General features: G+C 47.5%; 17 protein-coding genes and 3 pseudogenes. 5 read left to right on the forward strand and 15 right to left on the reverse strand.

Annotated features, from left to right (window positions below; translation table 11 throughout):
- Window positions 1–143 precede the first annotated feature (143 nt).
- The 3 genes and pseudogenes from MP213Fo_RS09165 to MP213Fo_RS09175 form a co-directional block, all read left to right on the forward strand.
- On the forward strand, window positions 144–965 hold the full coding sequence (locus MP213Fo_RS09165; RefSeq protein ID WP_421088733.1) for an RES domain-containing protein: 822 nt from the start codon (window positions 144–146) through the stop codon (window positions 963–965).
- Window positions 966–1155: 190 nt separating this feature from the next.
- A pseudogene (locus tag MP213Fo_RS09170) lies at window positions 1156–2189 on the forward strand (IS3 family transposase).
- Between the two features lie 12 nt (window positions 2190–2201).
- Window positions 2202–2693 (forward strand): annotated as a pseudogene (locus MP213Fo_RS09175) (Mu transposase domain-containing protein); the annotation flags it as partial.
- Here MP213Fo_RS09175 and MP213Fo_RS09180 read toward each other — a convergent pair.
- The 8 genes from MP213Fo_RS09180 to MP213Fo_RS09215 form a co-directional block, all read right to left on the reverse strand.
- A complete protein-coding gene (locus tag MP213Fo_RS09180; protein WP_421088734.1) occupies window positions 2676–2813 on the reverse strand; it encodes a transposase in 138 nt (45 codons plus the stop codon). The pseudogene MP213Fo_RS09175 and the gene MP213Fo_RS09180 overlap by 18 nt on opposite strands.
- A gap of 127 nt (window positions 2814–2940) precedes the next feature.
- Window positions 2941–3852: a DMT family transporter gene (locus MP213Fo_RS09185; RefSeq protein WP_421088735.1), complete on the reverse strand. Its 912-nt coding sequence runs from the start codon at window positions 3850–3852 to the stop codon at window positions 2941–2943.
- Window positions 3849–5153, reverse strand: a complete 1305-nt coding sequence (locus MP213Fo_RS09190) for an NAD(P)/FAD-dependent oxidoreductase (RefSeq protein WP_421088736.1) — start codon at window positions 5151–5153, stop codon at window positions 3849–3851. Before MP213Fo_RS09190 ends, MP213Fo_RS09185 begins: the two co-directional genes overlap by 4 nt.
- Before the next feature lie 32 nt (window positions 5154–5185).
- A complete protein-coding gene (locus MP213Fo_RS09195) occupies window positions 5186–5536 on the reverse strand; it encodes a cupin domain-containing protein (RefSeq protein WP_421088737.1) in 351 nt (116 codons plus the stop codon).
- A 28-nt stretch (window positions 5537–5564) separates the two neighbouring features.
- Window positions 5565–6635 carry an ABC transporter ATP-binding protein gene (locus MP213Fo_RS09200; RefSeq protein ID WP_421088738.1) on the reverse strand — a complete coding sequence of 357 codons (1071 nt, stop codon included), beginning with the start codon at window positions 6633–6635 and terminating at the stop codon, window positions 5565–5567.
- 23 nt (window positions 6636–6658) lie between these two features.
- Window positions 6659–7441, reverse strand: coding sequence for an ABC transporter permease (locus MP213Fo_RS09205; protein WP_421088739.1), 783 nt, complete (start codon window positions 7439–7441; stop codon window positions 6659–6661).
- The gene (locus tag MP213Fo_RS09210; protein ID WP_421088740.1) at window positions 7441–8616 is read right to left on the reverse strand and encodes an ABC transporter permease; all 1176 of its coding nucleotides are present in this window, start codon (window positions 8614–8616) and stop codon (window positions 7441–7443) included. The genes MP213Fo_RS09205 and MP213Fo_RS09210 overlap by 1 nt, the downstream gene beginning before the upstream one ends.
- Window positions 8617–8674: 58 nt before the next feature.
- Window positions 8675–9724, reverse strand: a complete 1050-nt coding sequence (locus MP213Fo_RS09215) for an ABC transporter substrate-binding protein (RefSeq protein ID WP_421088741.1) — start codon at window positions 9722–9724, stop codon at window positions 8675–8677.
- Between the two features lie 146 nt (window positions 9725–9870).
- Between MP213Fo_RS09215 and MP213Fo_RS09220 the strand changes: the two genes are divergently transcribed.
- Both MP213Fo_RS09220 and MP213Fo_RS09225 read left to right on the forward strand, forming a co-directional pair.
- On the forward strand, window positions 9871–10464 hold the full coding sequence (locus tag MP213Fo_RS09220; protein ID WP_421088742.1) for a helix-turn-helix domain-containing protein: 594 nt from the start codon (window positions 9871–9873) through the stop codon (window positions 10462–10464).
- A 139-nt stretch (window positions 10465–10603) separates the two neighbouring features.
- Window positions 10604–11234: pseudogene (locus MP213Fo_RS09225) on the forward strand (IS6 family transposase).
- Window positions 11235–11549: 315 nt separating this feature from the next.
- On the opposite strand, the gene dld reads toward MP213Fo_RS09225, so the two are convergent.
- From dld to MP213Fo_RS09260, 7 genes are all read right to left on the reverse strand, one after another.
- Window positions 11550–13295 carry a D-lactate dehydrogenase gene (dld, locus tag MP213Fo_RS09230; RefSeq protein WP_421088743.1) on the reverse strand — a complete coding sequence of 582 codons (1746 nt, stop codon included), beginning with the start codon at window positions 13293–13295 and terminating at the stop codon, window positions 11550–11552.
- Between the two features lie 143 nt (window positions 13296–13438).
- Window positions 13439–14398, reverse strand: coding sequence for an ornithine cyclodeaminase family protein (locus MP213Fo_RS09235; protein ID WP_421088744.1), 960 nt, complete (start codon window positions 14396–14398; stop codon window positions 13439–13441).
- Window positions 14399–14416: 18 nt separating this feature from the next.
- Window positions 14417–15076, reverse strand: coding sequence for an RraA family protein (locus MP213Fo_RS09240; protein ID WP_421088745.1), 660 nt, complete (start codon window positions 15074–15076; stop codon window positions 14417–14419).
- A gap of 28 nt (window positions 15077–15104) precedes the next feature.
- Window positions 15105–16127, reverse strand: a complete 1023-nt coding sequence (locus MP213Fo_RS09245) for a C-terminal binding protein (protein WP_421088746.1) — start codon at window positions 16125–16127, stop codon at window positions 15105–15107.
- A 21-nt stretch (window positions 16128–16148) separates the two neighbouring features.
- The gene (locus MP213Fo_RS09250) at window positions 16149–16901 is read right to left on the reverse strand and encodes an amino acid ABC transporter ATP-binding protein (RefSeq protein WP_421088747.1); all 753 of its coding nucleotides are present in this window, start codon (window positions 16899–16901) and stop codon (window positions 16149–16151) included.
- A 1-nt stretch (window position 16902) separates the two neighbouring features.
- Window positions 16903–17703 carry an ABC transporter permease subunit gene (locus tag MP213Fo_RS09255; protein WP_421088748.1) on the reverse strand — a complete coding sequence of 267 codons (801 nt, stop codon included), beginning with the start codon at window positions 17701–17703 and terminating at the stop codon, window positions 16903–16905.
- A complete protein-coding gene (locus MP213Fo_RS09260; protein WP_421088749.1) occupies window positions 17700–18425 on the reverse strand; it encodes an amino acid ABC transporter permease in 726 nt (241 codons plus the stop codon). The genes MP213Fo_RS09255 and MP213Fo_RS09260 overlap by 4 nt, the downstream gene beginning before the upstream one ends.
- Window positions 18426–18553: the final 128 nt, after the last annotated feature.

An 18553-nucleotide genomic window follows, 5' to 3' on the forward strand; every position in this document is an offset into this window, starting at 1 on the left:
TATCTCGTGTTGAAAGTTTTTCGATCAGCCTTAACTCAGTATAGATTTAAATTTATATAACACGTATTGGATGGACAGTTTTCTACCTAGTTGATACTTAATTAATCTCAAGTAAAATCTGTATTTTTTAAGTGAGTTGCTAATTGATCTTTTCAAATATTGATTTCAAAACGATGGTTGACAGAATTGATGCCTTTCGTGAGCGCGCAGTTGAAGGCATTCCTGATGGTGAATGCGTAAGTGAAGTTTCAAATTTATTTGGGGAAAGTTATTCCTTTGATACTGCACTTCATAATTATAAAGCTGGGACAACATTTTATCGCGCAAGAGCTATACCTGATGATGATACTTTGCTTCCCTTGCGCACGATGAGTCAGGTTGGGGATGCTTGGGAGCCGCCTGCTCATGTCGTAAAGCAGCAGGGACGATTAAATGCATGTGGACAAAGCATTTTGTATTGTTGTGCAGATGATCCTCAATTAGCAATCAATGAGGCGCGAGCTAGATTTAACAAACATATCGCAATTATTGTTTATAAAGCTAAGCGACCGATAAATTTTTCTATTATTGGTGGGCCTCGCCAACCAAGTAAAATTCATGACCCTCGTTCAAATTTGTTTTATTCATTTATGGAAGATGAATTTTCAATATTTGTCTCACAGGGCGAAGAAGGAAGATATTCTATCACAAGAGCTATCGCAGATACTTTTTATAATTATCCTGAACAGGATGCGTGGTGCTATCGATCAGTTCAATCCAACGAGAAATTTAATACTGCATTTTTACCCGGAAAATCGAAAGGTTGCCTTTCACTATCCGGAGTAATGATATGCAATCTGCAGGATAGTTTAGCGCAATCGCTGTCAGTTAAGTTAGTTGTAGATTTTGATGGCACTACAGGATGTGCGCGTTATCATAAAATTGGATCATTGGAGCAAAAGTCTATCTTTCCTGAAATTAGCTAAAAGCATTTTATATGGAAGACTTATGCACTCGAGCCGTAAATGTGGCTGAATCAAGAAAGTGTTTGCTGACCGCATAAGCGAAGTTATGAGCAGGGCGGCGGATTTCTTACTAATTCAATGGTTTGTATTAGTGAATAGCTCCTAGATTTGTAGACACCTTGTGACTTAAAAAAGAGGCAAGGAGCTTGCGATGGGTAAAGCTAATTTCACCGACGAATTCAAGCTTGATGCTATTAAACAGATTACTGAGCGCGGCTATTCCGTAGCAGATGTTTCGCTTCGCTTCGCTTGGGCGTAAGCACACATTCACTTTATAGCTGGATGAAGCGTTACAACGCCCCTGAGAAAGCTGCTGCGCAGGATGTGTCGAGATCAGGCGCTTGAAGAAAGAGCTTGCTCGTGTCACCGAGGAGCGTGACATACTAAAAAAGCCACGGCGTACTTCGTTAGGCAAGCAAAATTAAGTACGCGTTTATCAAGGCGCATCGTGTTCTATTCAATGTGCGTGCCATGTGTCGTATGCTTTGTGTCCATCCAAGCGGATTTTATGCATGGATGAGGCAGCCATTAAGTTACCCTGCAAATGAAGATATCCGGCAGATAGCACTGATCAATGATGCTTGGCATGACAGCGGTAAGGTCTACGGATATCGCAAGTTACACGATGATCTACGAGATCATGGTGAGATCTGCTTTTCAAGCCGTGTGGCGAGACTGGCCAAGCTGGCAGGGATCAAGGCTCAGATTGGTTATAAGTGCCGCTCCGGTAAATATGGTGGCAAACCCTCTATCGTCATCGACCTGTTTTCTCGACGCGTCGTCGGGTGGTCAATGCAATCGCGCCAAACCACAGACTTGGTCTTACAGGCTTTGTTGATGGCCGTGTGGCGACGAAAGCCAAAAGAGCGGGTAATGATACATTCAGATCAGGGCTCCCAGTTTACAAGTATGGACTGGGCTTTATTCCTAAAACAACATAATCTTGAGCACAGCATGAGCCGCCGCGGGAATTGTCACGATAATGCTGTAGCTGAGAGCTTTTTTAACCTGCTGAAGCGAGAGCGCGTTCGACGCAAAACATACAAAACACGAGCTGAAGCAAGACAAGACGTATTTGATTACATTGAGATGTTTTATAACCCGCAGCGCAAACATGTTAGAAATGGTATGCTGTCACCAGCACACTTTGAACAGAACCACAAACTGAAGACGAAGAGTGTCTAATAAACTAGGGGCTATTCAGTTCCGCATAACTTAATCGGCCAACGTGCCAGCATCCGGCTCACAAAGCGTATAGCTGAGATTTTCTATAATTATCAGCGTGTTGCAAGTCATATCCGTCGATCTCAGCGCTGTGGCCATGTCACAATCAACGAACACATACCTCAATCTCATCGCCATCACGCGAACATAACGTCGGCGAGCTTGATCAGGCAGGTAACTCAGATTGGCCCCAATACAGCTCTTCTGGTGGAGCGCATGCTGAGTGAGCGGCGTCATCCCGAACAGGCCTATCGCTCAGCTATGGGCATCTTATCGCTTGCACGCCGCTATAAACCATAGCGGTTGGAATCAGCTTGTGAGAGGGCTCTGATTATCAATGCCCTCTCTTATTCCTCAGTAAAATCCATTCTCAAATCCGGTCTTGATAAAGCGGGTTTTGCCACAGATCCCGACAAGTCATTACCGCTGCACACCAATATCCGTGGTTCAAAATATTATCATTAAATAGTAAAAAGGATGAATTTTGTGCTTGGTGGCAATCTTATGAACAGTCTTGTCGCCGCGCAGTACTTCGAGCGCCACACTGGCTTTAAACTTGTCTGAAAAGTTTCGTCTTGTCGTCATTTGCGTATCCAGTCCGTAATGGCGGGTACATCTTAGCAAGCTGTCCAGTTTTGCAAGACCACTTCAGCCAGCGCACTTTTTTCCATTTCGTTGTTTTCAACTAACACGCTATAATGCTGATCGAACTTTAGTTGCTCCTACGACGAATGAGAAACAGCGAACTGATAATCAGTATTGCTACACCTACGAAAGTTATCGCATCTGGCATGTCATGGAAAATTAGCCAGCTGAAAACCGTAGAGGTCACAATCTCGAGATAAACAAAAGGCGCAACTAGTGACGCATCAGACAGCTGGTATGCCTTGATGATCAAGTATTGTCCGGCAAGGCCGAAACCTGCCATACTGAATGCCATTAACCATTGATTTATGGTGATGGTTTCCCAGCTTATCATCATAAGGGGGATCGCAAGTAGAAAGCCCACAAAATGGGTCTGAAAGGTCAGAGTAACCGGAGAAACACGCCGCAGTCCACCGACAGAAGCCTTCACAAGAATGGCGTAACAGGCCATTGCAAACCCGGATGCGAGAGCCAGTAATCCTCCGGGATCAACACCTGTTAGGCCGGGTCGGATGATCAAGATTGATGCAGCAAAGCCCACAACGAGTGCTGCCCGGCGCGACGGCCCGACATGTTCTCTTAAAATGAAGTGCGAGAGCAAAACCACGAATAATGGCTGAACAAAACTGATTGCCACAGCGTCGGCGATCGGAATGTATTTCAGGGCCTGAAAAAACAAAAAGCCTGCCGCAACATTGAGCCCACCCAATAGCAACACACTTATGGTGCCCTGAGGGGGCAGCAACTCGTTACGACGTTTTAAAAGCATAATCGGCGCAAGAAGGAGGCTACCACAAAGCATGCGAAGAAAGACAACCTGAAAGGCGGATATACCGCCTAACAGAAGGAGTTTGGCCTGTACATCGATCATTGGCACTAGCGACATAGCCAGAACCATTACCAGAATGCCGGTGCCCTGCGCCGCTATGCGAGGACTGCTGAGGGAGACAGCAGCCTCGGGCCGATTTACATGGGTCATTCTTTCCAGTGCGCTGCCTTATCGAGGAAGCGATACCAGCTACCAACTATAGGCAGAAACCACGGATTGCCATTGTAAAAATAAAGGCGTGGAAAATGATTTCCAATCACGCCGCGATCTGCGCCGGGTAGTTCAAGTATATGTTCCGCAATGCGATGACCCATCCATGTCTGGTTGGAAATTCCACCACCATTGCAGCATGAAATATAATAAATGCCATTATCCATCTGCCCGCCGTGCGAACAGAAATCATAAGCAAAACATACATTGCCATGCCAAGCATGTGAGAGGTGAACGCCGCGTGTTTCAGGGAATGTCTGCTCCATGAACCGACGCAAGCCTTCTGCCCCTTCCACTTCAGTGGACTTGCGGAAACGTGCACGGCCACCGAATAGGATGCGTTTGCCATCTGGAGAACGGCGGAAATAATAAAGCACATGCTTGGTATCACCCACCGCGCGATTGTGCGGGATCAGTTTTTCCAGCAGATCAAAGGGCATTTCTTCCGTGGCAATCATATAGCTCTGCACAGGGATTGTACGCTTTTGCAGCCAGGGAAATGCGCGGTCCACATAACCATTAACTGCAATCAGGATCTTATCCGCGCGAATTTCCACGCTGTTGCGTTCCTGAATATTGATTAGACGGGCTTTATGGCCATTCCCTTGAACAGACGAACCATCAAACCGCCAGCCGGTGACAATTTCCACCCCCAGACTTCGCGCTTTGTTAGCGAGAGCGCGAACATATTTGCCCGGATGGATTGTGCCATGTCCGTGACGGATCATCGCTCCACGGTAAATATCGGTTTTAAGGATACTGTGAATATCCTGCTCAGAAACGATTTCATAGTCTTTCTGCTTTTCCAATGGAAATGCGCGACACATCTGGCGCAGTTTTTCCAGATCCTTACGACTGTGGGCTGCGGTGATGCCACCAGATAGATTTAAATCAATATTCTCACCTAGGCTATTTGCCCGACTGATCATAAAATTCATGGATTGTGCATAGTCATCCATGATTTCCCGAGCGCGCTTTTCGCCAAATCGGCGGCTTGCTTCTGCAAGGGAAAACTTGGGCCCATTGCCGATTTGCCCACCATTGCGTGAGCTCGCGCCTTCGCCAATCCGCATCGCGTCAACAACAACGATATCCTTGACGCCACTTTCAGCAAGCGTAATCGCTGCTGAAAGTCCCCCATAACCGGAACCGATTATCAAGACTGAATAATCCGTTCGATCAAACACGCTATTGCCATGTGCAGGCGCGACCTCTTCCCACCAGAACGGCGTCGTTTTCATCGTAAACCTCTTTCAGAACGAATTGGTGAGTGTCAGTTTTCGGAGTTCTTGTTTACAACGGTGCAATAGAGCTTTCGCACAGTTGTCTGGGTGCGCCAGCTTCCTTTGAACCCAGGATGAATCACAACGAGATCACCAGCTCCAAAACGCCGTGGCAGATCCTGCCCCTCTTCAAAAAGTTCAATTTCACCTTCGAGAATAAGGAATGCTTCGATAATTGACTGATCACGAATGACTTTGTGATGCCCCGGCGTTGCCTGCCATATACCAGTTGAAAGTCCTTCATCCAGCAAGGACCAGTTGGTGAATTGCGGGGCGCCTTCAAGTTCAAATCCAGGCTTAGGAGAACCAGCTACGCCTTCACCTAACTGGTTGATATTCATGTGACTTAACTTTGTCATAATAGTCTTTCTAAGTAAGAAGAATGCAGTCTTTCCCATCGAATGCGAGCGTTATTGGAGCGCCGGGTTGCAATGCGCCATCACGAGCATTGCCGTAGGCCTGAATGTTTCGGCCATCTGCTGTTTTCAAAAGATAAAGGGCGCGGTCTCCCGAATAGGTTGCGGAGACAACCTCACCTGCCAGAACCACATCGCTCTGCAGCTGAGAAACATTACCGGGGGTAAGCAGGATATTTTCTGGGCGAATGAACAGGTCCGCTTTGCCGTCTGACTTGCCTTCAATCTGATCACAACTGATGGAGAGCTTAAAGCTCTTGCTTGAGAAAAGCGCTCCCGCACGATTTGTCTCAAGCTGGCCACTGATCATGTTTGATTTGCCAATAAAGTCAGCGACAAAACGCGATTGTGGCTTGCGATAGAGTTCGTGTGCGGTACCAAATTGCTCAATCCTCCCCTGATTCATAACGGCAATGCCATCAGACATATGCATAGCTTCTTCCTGATCGTGCGTAACGTTGATAAAGGTGGTTCCAAGCTGCTGGTGGATATTGCGTAGCTCTTCCTGCAAATCGATCCGCAGCTTTTTGTCCAGCGCTGACATTGGCTCATCGAGCAAAAGCAGATCCGGCTCGAACACCAGCGCACGAGCAAGCGCTACGCGCTGCTGCTGTCCTCCGGAAAGCTCACTGGGTTTGCGTCGCGCAAATTTATCCAGCTGCACGAGGGAAAGAATGCGCTCCACCTTTTCTCTGATCTCCGCTGAACTTTTTCGCCGGACCTTGAGTGGATAGGCAACATTGTCATAAACGCTCATATGCGGAAACAGCGCATAACCCTGAAATACAACACCAAAATTGCGCTTTTCGGGCTTGAGCATTGTTACATCCCGTCCATCCAGAAGCACGCGACCACTGGAAACGCCCTCAAAGCCAGCGAGAATTTTCAGCAAGGTGGTTTTGCCGGAGCCTGATGGCCCCAGCAATGTGATAAAGCTTCCTTTTGGAACGCTCAGAGAAACGTTGGTTAGCGCTTTAAACGTTCCATAATGCTTCTCAATATTGCTGATCTCGATGAATGCCATTTGGTTCTCCAACATTTACACGTTTATGCGCTTGTGTGCCCGCCTAGATGCTGCAAGCGGGACAAGAGCCACAAAAGCGCAAGACTGAGTACAGATAACAGCAATGCTACAACGACGACTGTAGGATCCAACCTGTCACGCAAGCCGGAAAAAAGTGCGACCGGGAGCGTGGTCGATTCTGGCGAAGCCAAAAACAGAGCAACGACAACTTCGTCAAAAGAGGTGATGAAGGCCAATAAGCCTCCCGCCAAAAAACCCGGCGTCGCAAGTGGCAGTGTTACATGCCAAAAGCGATGGGCGCGGGATGCACCAAGTGATGCCGCTGCCAGATCAAGATCGGGATCCAATCCGCGTAGCGAGGTCATAATGGAGAGGAAAACTAGTGGAACGCCCAGCACCGCATGTGCGATCACCAGTCCGAAATAGTTTCCAGCCAACCCGATACGGCTATAGGAATAGGTGAAGGCCACACCGAGCACGATCGATGGAACAACAAGTGGCGAGACGAACAGTGCGGAGAGCACTATCTGCATAAAACGCCCGGTCAACATGACCCCGGTTGCCGCAAGCCCACCAATGAGCAGTCCAACAATCATCGCACCGAAAGCGACTTTAAGACTGTTGAAAAAATAATGCGGCCAGCGACCTGAAATCAACGCTTCTTCAAACCAGCGAAGAGAAAACCCCTCCATTGGATAGTTGAGGAATGAGCTGTCATTGAAGGCGAGGGGAAGCACCAAAAGGAGCGGCACTGCAAGAAACAGAAGTGCAAAACTTGTCGTAATCCAGAAGATCAAACGAGACATCACGCAATCCTCCCTTTGCGAGCCGATGAGAGCCAACGTATCGCACCAATCAACCCCGCTATAATCAGGACCATCGTTAGAAGGATTGTAGAGAGAGCTGAAGCCATGCCCCAATTCAGCGATCTTTTGATGAAATCGGCAATGTAAAATGCAACCATCTGGTCACCAGGTCCGCCAGTGAGCGCTGGCGTGATATAAAAGCCCAGTGCAAGAATGAAGACAGTTCCTCCCCCCACAAAAACACCGCGAAGTGTTTGTGGGAAATAGACCCGTAAAAAGCTTTCGACGGGTCCCGCGCCAAGGCTCTGTGATGCATCAGTTTGTGATTTTGGGATCGTGCGCATCACATTCATCATCGGAATGACAGCGAACGGCAACAGCACATGCGTCATTGAAATCACGGCACCGAAGCGGTTAAAAATCAATTGCAGCGGCTGTGAAATAATCCCGGCGGCTATCAGAAAACTGTTCAGCAAGCCATTGGTCTGCAACAAAACGACCCAGGCAGTGGTGCGAACAAGAATGGAAATCCAGAAACTCATCAACACCATGACAAGCACAAGAGCTGCAAAACGCGGTGGTGCATTTGCAATGGCATAGGCAAGCGGATAGCCAATCAGCAACGTCAGTGCTGTCACTTGCGCTGCTATCACGAGTGTGCGGAGCATGATCTGCAGGTAAATATCGTCGCCTTTGGCCGCGATATTTCCGTCTCCATCCACAACAAGGCCCATCACCTGCTGATAATGCCGGGTGGTCAGCGCTGAAGCATTCGCTTCTAACGTGTTCCAATATTTGTCATCCGTCCAACGTTTGTCGAATGCAATTAAGCCTTCAGTGCTCGGATCAATCTCAGTTGATTTGCGAGCAGTGTTCAAAAAAAGCGACCTAAAACCGGAAAGTTCCTGATTTAACTCGCGAGCGGCAGTTGCTTGCTTTCCTGAATCCATTTTGTGCATATCGTTTAGCAAAGCGCGCGTCTGCGCTTCGCGATCTTGATGATCCGCTGCACGAAACTCGACAAGACTTTCTCCAAGCTGACCATTCTCAACGCTCAAAGCGATTGTTGAACCAAGTGGCGCCAGATAAAGGAATAAATAGGTCATTAGCGGGATGACGAGCAAGGCAAAGGCAGCCAGTCTCGCCCCGCCCGGTTTTCGGGTGGCCGTACTCATGGAACTATCTCCGGAGATGCCCGACGGGTTCACCGTCGGGACTGTATTCCCGCTTTAATTATTGTGTGGACCAACGGTCCCAACGCATGCGGAGTTCATCGAGATTATCGATCCAGAACTCGTCAGACAGAAATGCCGCGCTTTTAATATTCTCTCCGGCAGGCAGTCCTTTGAGAATATCTACCGGGATTAAGTCTGCGCTTTTCGTATTCGAAGGACCATAAGGCATATGTTCAGAGAACTTCGCCTGATTAATCGGATCATTTACAACTTGGATAAATTTGGTCAGGTGTTCTTTATGTGGTGAACCCTTAACCATGCCCCACGCATCCATATTCACAATATGATTGCGCCATACAAATTCCAGAGGCTGGCCTTCGGCCTGAGCCATCACTACACGCCCATTATACCCTGTAGCCAAGGCGACATTTTTGGACGCAAGCCATTCTACAGGCTGCGCACCAGACTCCCAGTACTGCAACAAATCCTTGATTTTGTCCCACTGGGCGAAAGCACGGTCCACACCCTCTGGTGTTCCTAATATATCATAGATCTGGTCGACAGGGACACCGTCCGCGATCAAAGCATATTCCAGGTTGAACAGCGGATTGTTTCGTACAGCGCGTTTGCCGGGGAACTTCTCACGATCAAAGAAATCAGCCCAATCTTTTGGACCCACAGGAAAAACTTCTGTGTTGTAGGAGTAGCCATTGCCAATAACGACATTGCCCACACCGCAATCGGATGCAGCGCCTGGCAAGAGATCTTCACGACCACCAATCGCATCCCAGTCGAGTGGCTCCAGCAGTCCTTCATCGCAGGCCAACTGTAGTTCCGAGCCGCCCATGATGAGGAAATCCCAGGTCGCATTGCCCGTGTCCACCATGGCTTTGATTTCGGCCAAACCACCCAAATAGGTGGTTTCAATAAATTTCTGTCCGGTTTCTTCGGTAAATGGTTTGAAATAGGCGTCGCGCTGGGCGTCCTGATAGTTTCCCCCCCAACCCGCAATAACGAGATCACGTGCGCTTGCGCTACTAGCCGCAGTCATGATCATAGCCAGAGCGACTGCTCCGATAAGCTTAGCTTGCATAATAAGTCCTCCCATGTGCGTCCTCCAGCCCTCCATCAAGAACGGGCCTTCACACACTACATAAATTGTAGTTGTATTAAAATTATGTCAAGAAAATTTTAATACTAGAAAACTTTTTTATATATGTTTATACTCAAGCCACTGAACTTGGAGGGGTATTTGTGAACACTTCATCGGCGATTAAACCACCGGATGATGCAGAACTGGTTGGAGAAATGCTGCGCCATAGAAGGCAGATACGTGGCATGTCACTTCGCCAGGTCGCTGAGGCAGCAAATATATCAGTTGGCATGCTTAGCCAGGTCGAGCGTGGGTTAGCCGTACCTTCAATCAAGACCCTCAGAGCAGTGTGTATTGCTATGGATATGCCAGTTAACTGGTTATTTCATCGTGACGGCGAAATACGCTCTCCAGCTTCAACATATATTGTTCTCCGCAACGCACGGCGTTCGTTAACTTATGAAGATGGAGCGCTCGTTAAAGAGCTTCTCACACCAGACAACCAGCAAAAGATCCAAATGCTTCGTTTTGTTATTGCTCCGGGAACGAGCTCGGGAGAGCCATATTGCAATGCCGAAGGCGGTAAATGTGGGATCGTATTAGCCGGAACATTAGGCCTCGATTTGGACGGTTCGACTTTTACGGTTGAAACAGGTGATAGCTTCGCTTTTCCTGCGTCCACGATGGTCCGTTTCTGGTCGATAGGAGGTGTCACATGTGAGGTAATCTGGGTGGTGGCTCCGCCTACCGTTTAATCCAAGCCTAATCGATAACGCTCCCTTTCAGCCTCTTCTAATGTCGTCGCTAACTGACGCTAAAAAGTTTTGTAACAAACTTTTATTTTTTCTGAGCTATAGCACCCTTTGCATATGTAACAGAGCGAGGAGGCAGCGGATGACGGTTGTTTTCAAAGGGCTCCATTTTCCCAAAAGCGTCATCCTGTATGCTGTTTTCTTTTACATGCGCTATTCAGTTTCCTATCGTGATCTTTAGGGAATAATGACTTAGCGGGGCGTAGAGAATGATCACGCCACATTGAAGCGGTGGGTTGTTCGATATTCACCGCAAATTGTTGCTTAAGCACAAAGGCGTAAACGACCAACCTTTGGCTCATGGCGTGTTAATGGACCTATATAAAAATTAAAGGATAATGGTCTTATCTGTATCGGGCGGTTGATTGTGAGGACAAACGCTTGACTTCATGCTCTCTGAACGGCGAAACATAGCCGCTGTACGGCGTTTCTTTAAAAACCCGTCGCAAGCAAGGGTGTTCCGAATAAGATTGTCATTTATAAAAGCGGGGCTAATTTGGCAGGTGTGCAGTCTGTAAATAATATTATTAAATATCACTGGCACGAGCCAGATGATTGAAATCCGGCAGATCAAATATCTCAACATCATCCTTGAGCAAGACCATCGCTTTATCAAACGGATCACCAAACCAATGATGGGCTTCAAAGCGTTCCATTCCGCCTCAGAAACCATAACAGGGATCGAAGTAGCTTACATGTTCCGTAAGAACTAATTAGCCAACGATAACCGTTCACCATTTCAAATCTTTGCGCAACTCGCAGCATAACTGTGCCCGAAAACAAGGCCGTTTATAACCTACTCAAAACTTTGCGACAGAATTTCATGGTAAGGCTCCGTCGTAAAGTTTCTGGTGGCTAAAATACTTTACTAATAGAGCAGGCCATACAGCTTAAACTTGCCGCCGAATTGACCACTTAACTGCCTATTTAGGTAAGTTTTTTAATGAGCGTTTTGACGAAAGCAAATCAAAGTGAAATAATATTCTACGAATATAGGGCATAATCAAACCCCGCCAATTGGATATTATTTAACAATCATCACATTTACAGCCATAAAATTTGAATTTGGATGCTTTGCCGATACCGGGATTGAAACTATTAGTCGGGTCGAGCTGTTGATAAAATACAGCCTGCTCGGGCTTGGCTTGATACACATGTCCAACATTATGCTCAGCTGGATACTCAGCGCCGCGAGAAGAAAGCTGCGCCAACAGATCATGCTTGAATCGGGTCACATTGCAGCCCTTTGCCACCACATAATCCTGATGGAAGACATGACAGAAGAAATGCCCATAATAGAGTTTTAACAGGCATTGTTTATCCAGATTTTCTGGCAGCAGCTCATACCAGTCCTGTGTATTACGCGGAAGTGCAATGTCCAAAGCTACCATATCTTCGGTTTGGCTATCATGGATAATTGCATAGCGGATAGCAGCTCCGGCAGCAGCAAACCTATGGAGAAACGCTTTCCTTCCTTCTTCGGCTGTACAGGTAAACCAAGAGCCATTTTCCTCATTTTCTGGCGTTCTGAACAGAGCGCTTAAATATTCTTGCGCCTCTTTTACACCGCTGCCTGACATTTTCAGCATCAAATGATGCTCATATTTGTCATGAAACTGAAGCAGCCGCTGCGGTAGCACTTCCGGTAAAAAATGCATTAGCTTTTGCATAATACGATCTGTGAGGGCTGAGGGCAAAAACGGCAGACGTTTGGTGAATGAGTCAATCCGTCCTTTGAGGTTGAAAAAGCGCGGCATAAATTCAGTGCCGAACTTCTCGATCATCACAAATGTATCTTTACCATAAATGCGCGTCACGGCAAAAGCTACACGATGCATATATTCACCGGCAACCGGCAGGTCTTTGAAGTCCTGTAAAATATGCCTGCGAATCTCGGTCAGAACCTTCGTGTCATTGGTGCCAATATAGAAGGTTTGCTCTTCACCTTCTGGTGCGAATGTGTCTAGACGCACGGCAAAAACAGCTAGTTTTCCAGCGCATCCCGAAGCATTTTTTAAGCGACGCGGATCGGCATTGAAGCGCGCGGGACTCTTTTCCTCAATTTTGCGTACACGAGCAGCATATTCATTATCATGAGCAATCGCGCTACTGTCATTCTTGATGTCATCAGGTGTGTAATCACCTTTATCAAGCCGAGACAGTATTTCCTCCGGCGTGCTACCGAGATCTATGCCTAGATCATTAACAAGATGGAGAATGCCGTGCTCATTAAGCTGGGCGTAGAGTGCCAGTTCAGTATAAGCGGGGCCACGCTTAATCAGCGCCCCCCCCGAATTATTGCTGATACCGCCGATAATCGAAGCACCGATACAGGATGAGCCGATCACAGAATGGGGCTGACGGTTCCACGGTTTTAAAAGCTTTTCTAGCTTAAATAATGTCGCGCCCGGCAGGCTGATAACCTGCCTGCCGTCATTGATAACATCAATACGATCCATGCGTAACGTGCTGATGATCACAACAGGGCGGTCATAATCATAGCCGCTGGGTGTTGAGCCTTCCGTCAGGCCTGTATTTGAAGCCTGAACAATAATGATTGCATTGTGGTCTACACAAGCCTGCAATGTTCGCCATAACTCAATAAGACGTGCCGGAAACACCACCGCCGTCGCCTCACCCTCGCCACTCCTAAAGCCTTTACGGTAGCGTTCAGTGGCACGCGATGAGGTTAGAATATGCTTCTTCCCGACTACGGCGCGTAAGGCTATAATCAGTTTTTGAGGAACGGCAATGAGCTGTTTTTTTTCTTGCATATAGGTTCTTGCTGTTTAATTTTAAAGCGAATATTAGTGATCTTGTTACTAGGAATGAAGCGCTTTAGCACACAAGATAACAGGCCAGTGAAGCTTCATTCCTATGTATATTATATTTATTATCACATGTTTCAGAAAACCATTTACTCTCCCAGTTTTTCATAAATCATGCGTGCAGCAACCAAATCTGCTAACGAAGAACCCACCGCCTTGAAGACTGTTATCTGATCGTCAGATGTTCGTCCCTCACATTCATGACGACACAGCTCGCGCAGTGTTCCAAGAATATTTTGTTTAGCAATAACGCCTTTTTGGATAGGCTCTACTAGATCTCCGGCTTCTTTTAATGCTTCCGGTGTATCAATGTAGACCGCCGCGCGTATCATTACAGTATCATCGGCTTCACGCATTGCCGGTGTGAAACCGCCGATCAGATCGACATGTGTGCCTTTTGACAACCATTCACCATGAATTATAGGGTCTGTAGCCAGTGTCGCCGCACTGATAATATCTGCGTTGGTAGCTTCACGCTCAAGGTCATCGACCAAATGTGCGCTGAAGCCACTAGCATTCAGGCTTTTCACAAGCTGCTCTGCGCTGACAGGATTAATATCCCATACAGCAACTTCCTTAATCGGACGGACGGCCCTATAGGCATCAGGAACCAGACTGGCAACTTTTCCGGAACCGATCAGCAGCAACTTGCGCGAATTTTCCCGTGATAGGAAACGGGCACCGAGTGCAGAAGTGGCGACTGTCCGTCGTGCAGTGATGGTGTTGCCATCAATGAATGCCAGCTGCTGACCCGTATCCGCATCACATAGAATATAGGTTGAGGTCAGTCCCGGGAGATTACGAGTGTTATTTCCCGGGCAAACAGTGACAAGTTTTATACCTAGGTAGCGTCTGCCTACTTGCGCATAGTCCCATGCCGGCATCAATAATAATGTAGAATCTGCTTCGCTCACATTTTCAATTGTATGGTGGTGCCGCTCAGGGCAAACACAGCCTGCCGCAAAGCCTTTGGCAAGTTCGTCAATCAGTGAACTATAGACTAATGCATCTGTGGCCTGTTTGGCGTCAACTATATTAATTTGAGTCATGTCTGCAGTCTCATTACGTTATTTGTCTAAAGAAGTTTGCATCTTGAACATTTGTTTGATGGTCTGTCCGTTGCGGATACCATCCAGCCAGGCTTTTTCCTTGGTGAGATGCGCCTGCGCTGCTGCAAGTATTTCCTCTGCGCGTTCGAGTGGCACAATCACCACACCGTCATCATTGCCAAGTACAATATCGCCAGAGCGCACAACCGCACCTGCCATGGAAATCGCACCGTCAATAATGCCGCCAAAACCGTGGTGAGGTCCGCGGGGAACTACGGCCTTACAGAACATGTTAAAACGCAGTTGGCGCACTTCTTCCACATCGCGGATAGCTCCGAAAACAACCGCGCCGCCAAGATTTTTGTGGGCAGCTTCGGCAGTCATGATACCTCCCCAGACGGCTGTATCATCAACACCACCAGCATCCACAACAATCACTTCACCAGCTTCAGCTATGCCGATCAGCTCGCATATGCTGCCGCAATCTCCAGCCATAGCAGTGACGGTTCGTGCTTGTCCGCACAGCGTGATACCGGTGGAAACCGGCTTGATTATTGCGCTCATAGACTGAGTCCGGTTGAGGCAATCCGATGCGACTGCAGGGGGTATTTCGCGCCATGCGTTCAAAGCGTCGTCAGACAATTTGAGGAACGGGGCGTTTAATTTTTGAAATGCCATGATGGCATACTCCTTGACACACTGAATTTCAGAGGCTGTGTTGTGCCCAACCGGGATTCACATTGTTGCGGACTTTGTTATGCAGGAGAAAGTCCAGCATGATCTCGACGGAAAATGTTCGCATATCGACATAACCGGCCTCAGAATAAAAAGCGGCATGGGGTGAGACGATAAACCGTCCTGCAAGCCAGTCTTCTTCATTACGCCATGCTTCAACCAAAGCGGGGGCCGGCGAAGGTGGTTCAACCGGAAGGACATCAAGTCCGGCAGCGGCCAGCTTGCCACTTTTCAGCGCTCTGAATAATGCATCGATATTAACCAGACCACCGCGTGCAATATTGATGAAAATACTGTCATCACGGAACTTGGAAAGCAGCTCGTCATTGACCATTGCGCGGGTTTCATCGGAGAGCGGAACATGCAGGCTGACAATATCGGATGCTGCAATGAGCTCGTCTAATGTGCTTTTACGCTCAAAGCCAATCCCCAGCTCATGCCCTTCAGGCAGATAAGGATCGTAATAGACAATATTCATGTCAAACCCTGCTGCACGTCGCGCAATAGCGGTACCTATACGGCCCAACCCGATTGCACCAAATGTCAATCCACGCAGACGGCGTACAACCGGCGCACCTTCCGCGACAAAACCTGTGACCGGATCTGCTTTAAGACGTTTTTCGTAGGTGCCGAGCCCACGTGTCAGATAAAGCAACATGGCAAGCGCATGGTCTGCCACTTCCGTAGTTCCGTAATTGGGAACATTGGAAACCGCTATGCCAGCTTTACGGCAGGCATCGACATCAACATTGTCAAAACCAACACCAACACGCACAATCAATTTGCAATTGTCGAGTAGTGCCACCGTTTCCGGTGTAATGCGCATACGATGCCAGATCAGAATGCCATCGCACTCTCTCCATTGCTGTTCAGGTATGCCGGCAGGGTCGGTCTCATCATAAATGAGATATTCAAACCGACTTCCTGAAATCTCGCTTTCGATAGAAAGATCACGCAGATGAGCATCAGGCACGAGTATTTTATAAGTTTGCATTTATTCATCCTATTAAGGAAATCAAAGAACTTTGGATAAGAATGATTTGAGACGCAGGTCGGAAGGATTGCCGAAAAACTGTTCGGGTGGCGCATGTTCCACCATGACGCCGCCATCGGTGAAGAACACCTGATCTGCAACTTCCTGCGCGAAGCGCATTTCATGGGTCACAAGCACACAGGTCATGCCTTCGCTTGCCAGATCGCGGATGACATTGAGCACTTCTTGCACCATCTCCGGATCAAGGGCGGCTGTCACTTCATCAAACAGAATGATTTCCGGCTGCATAGCCAAAGCACGAGCTATTGCCACGCGCTGTTGCTGCCCGCCGGACAATTCGCCCGGATAGACATTTTCTTTACCGGATAGCTGCACTTTGGCGAGAAGTTTTATAGCGCGATCCCGCACCTCTTCTCTATTATGTCCAAGTACCTGCACCGGAGCCATCATGATATTTTGCAAAACGGTCTTATGGGGAAACAGGTTGTACTGCTGAAAGACCATTGAAACTTTATGGCGCAGCGGAACTAGTTCTTTTTCTGAACGCAAGCGTTCAACCTGGAAGTTACCAAGCCTAATTGTACCGCGCTCAATTGGAACAAGACCGTTCAGACAACGTAAAAGCGTCGACTTTCCGGATCCAGAAGGACCGATAATACAAGCAACATCACCTGCCGTGATATTCATTGAAATGCCCTTGAGCACTGCAACTGCACCGTAATTTTTATAAATATTGGAGACTTCTATGATTGGCTTGGTAGGTGTCGTGTTCATGTCAATTGCCTTTACTCAAGCGTCGTTCAAGGGCGCGCGTCCAGGTCGCCAGTGGGTAGGCGAAAAGAAAAAACAGTAGGAGAATGTAGAGGTAGACTGCCGTTGAATATTGATCGCCGTCACTTGCAATCACCGTCTTACCAATTGAAAGCACGTCTGATGTACCGGTTACCACTACAAGGCTGGTACCGATGAACAGCATCGCATAGGTGGTCATCAGATTTGGCAACATTAACGGAAGCGCCTGAGGCAGAATGATTAGCCGCAGTATCTGGCTACGCCGGTAGCCCAAAGCACGCGCAGATTCCCACTGTCCGTCCGGTACTGCACGGATACCATTTCTAAAACCTTCTGCAATATAAGCAGTCACCGGAAAAGACAGGCCAATAACGGCTTTGAAAAAAGGCGATAAGAAGATGCTGGTGCCGAATACATTTATACGGAAAGGCAACAGGTAAAGCATAGCATAGAGTACAACCAGCCATGGGGAACTGCGCAAAAGGTTCATGACCAAAACGCTAGTGTTTCTGATCATGGTATTCGGTGAGACCATAGCACTTCCAAGAAAAAATCCCGCAGTGAGTGAAATCATCATCGATAATATACTAATCACCACATTGGCAGAAAAACCACCACCAAAGCCTGAAAATCCAGAGCTTCCAGTGAGCAAAAGTGATGATCGATTTATGAGAACACTTATGGCATCCGCACTTGTTGCTCCGTATGTAATGAACAGAATTGAAAAGAGTGCTATGATTACCCCAATGAAGCCGAACAGGGCTGATAGATTGTCCTTATTCATTTCATTGCCCCCTCACCAAATCCAGGAATTGCCAGAGTTTTTGCAATTCGTTTTGTAAGAAGAACGACTGCAGTGGTGATAGCCAGATAGATGAGCCACAATATGATCATCACTTCTAGATTTAAGAATGTTTCCAGTGCTATCTGGGTGGCAACAAACATGATGTCAGTTACCGCAACGAGTGCAGCTTGCGCAGATGTTTTGACAAGACTAACAGCATTGCTCGTCATATTTGGAATGGTCAGACGCAATGCTATTGGCAGCTCAATCCAACGGAAAATCTGTATTCGGCTATACCCCAGACTCTGCCCGCCTTCGACAGTTTGGCGAGGTACGGAATTAATGCCTGACCGGATAATCTCAATAGCTATGGAGCCATTATACAACGCCAAAGATATAACTACGCACGCAAAACCTGATAGAAGCGGCTCAGAAGCCCCAGTAGCTGAGTTTATGTAATTTAGCCCCAGATCGGAGATCATGAAATATAAGAAAAACAACTGCACCAAAGGTGGCGTGTTTCGAAACAGATCGATCATGATGATAGTTAATGGTTTGGCGACAGGTATATTAAAGTGGATGATAGCCGCGCCGATAATGCCAATTATCAGCATTAATACGCTGCCCAAAGCAGTTATAGTAAGAGTTGTTTCCAACCCTTCAAACAGCCAGCGTTGATACAGCGGGTCTGCCAGCCATTCAAAATCAAGACCGAATATCATTGTTTAATTCCGGTATATTGCGCACCCCTCAGCATATGCAATATGCACGGTAGCGGAACTGGGTGCGTTATAAGAGTTAGCAGCTCAAGCTACATATTTTATACTTGCATGTAGCAACCAGATGCCGG

The organism is Pseudochrobactrum mosebachae, from assembly GCF_048914685.1.
Taxonomy (GTDB): domain Bacteria; phylum Pseudomonadota; class Alphaproteobacteria; order Rhizobiales; family Rhizobiaceae; genus Pseudochrobactrum.

Excerpts from the sequence above, each read along its gene's own strand:
- MP213Fo_RS09180 (WP_421088734.1), bottom strand. The coding sequence starts at position 2,813 with ATGACGACAAGACGAAACTTTTCAGACAAGTTTAAAGCCAGTGTGGCG.
- MP213Fo_RS09185 (WP_421088735.1), bottom strand. The coding sequence starts at position 3,852 with ATGACCCATGTAAATCGGCCCGAGGCTGCTGTCTCCCTCAGCAGTCCT.
- MP213Fo_RS09210 (WP_421088740.1), bottom strand. The coding sequence starts at position 8,616 with ATGAGTACGGCCACCCGAAAACCGGGCGGGGCGAGACTGGCTGCCTTT.
- MP213Fo_RS09240 (WP_421088745.1), bottom strand. The coding sequence starts at position 15,076 with ATGGCATTTCAAAAATTAAACGCCCCGTTCCTCAAATTGTCTGACGAC.
- dld (WP_421088743.1), bottom strand. The coding sequence starts at position 13,295 with ATGCAAGAAAAAAAACAGCTCATTGCCGTTCCTCAAAAACTGATTATA.
- MP213Fo_RS09260 (WP_421088749.1), bottom strand. The coding sequence starts at position 18,425 with ATGATATTCGGTCTTGATTTTGAATGGCTGGCAGACCCGCTGTATCAA.
- MP213Fo_RS09200 (WP_421088738.1), bottom strand. The coding sequence starts at position 6,635 with ATGGCATTCATCGAGATCAGCAATATTGAGAAGCATTATGGAACGTTT.
- MP213Fo_RS09255 (WP_421088748.1), bottom strand. The coding sequence starts at position 17,703 with ATGAATAAGGACAATCTATCAGCCCTGTTCGGCTTCATTGGGGTAATC.
- MP213Fo_RS09250 (WP_421088747.1), bottom strand. The coding sequence starts at position 16,901 with ATGAACACGACACCTACCAAGCCAATCATAGAAGTCTCCAATATTTAT.
- MP213Fo_RS09205 (WP_421088739.1), bottom strand. The coding sequence starts at position 7,441 with ATGTCTCGTTTGATCTTCTGGATTACGACAAGTTTTGCACTTCTGTTT.
- MP213Fo_RS09215 (WP_421088741.1), bottom strand. The coding sequence starts at position 9,724 with ATGGGAGGACTTATTATGCAAGCTAAGCTTATCGGAGCAGTCGCTCTG.
- MP213Fo_RS09190 (WP_421088736.1), bottom strand. The coding sequence starts at position 5,153 with ATGAAAACGACGCCGTTCTGGTGGGAAGAGGTCGCGCCTGCACATGGC.
- MP213Fo_RS09195 (WP_421088737.1), bottom strand. The coding sequence starts at position 5,536 with ATGAATATCAACCAGTTAGGTGAAGGCGTAGCTGGTTCTCCTAAGCCT.
- MP213Fo_RS09245 (WP_421088746.1), bottom strand. The coding sequence starts at position 16,127 with ATGCAAACTTATAAAATACTCGTGCCTGATGCTCATCTGCGTGATCTT.
- MP213Fo_RS09235 (WP_421088744.1), bottom strand. The coding sequence starts at position 14,398 with ATGACTCAAATTAATATAGTTGACGCCAAACAGGCCACAGATGCATTA.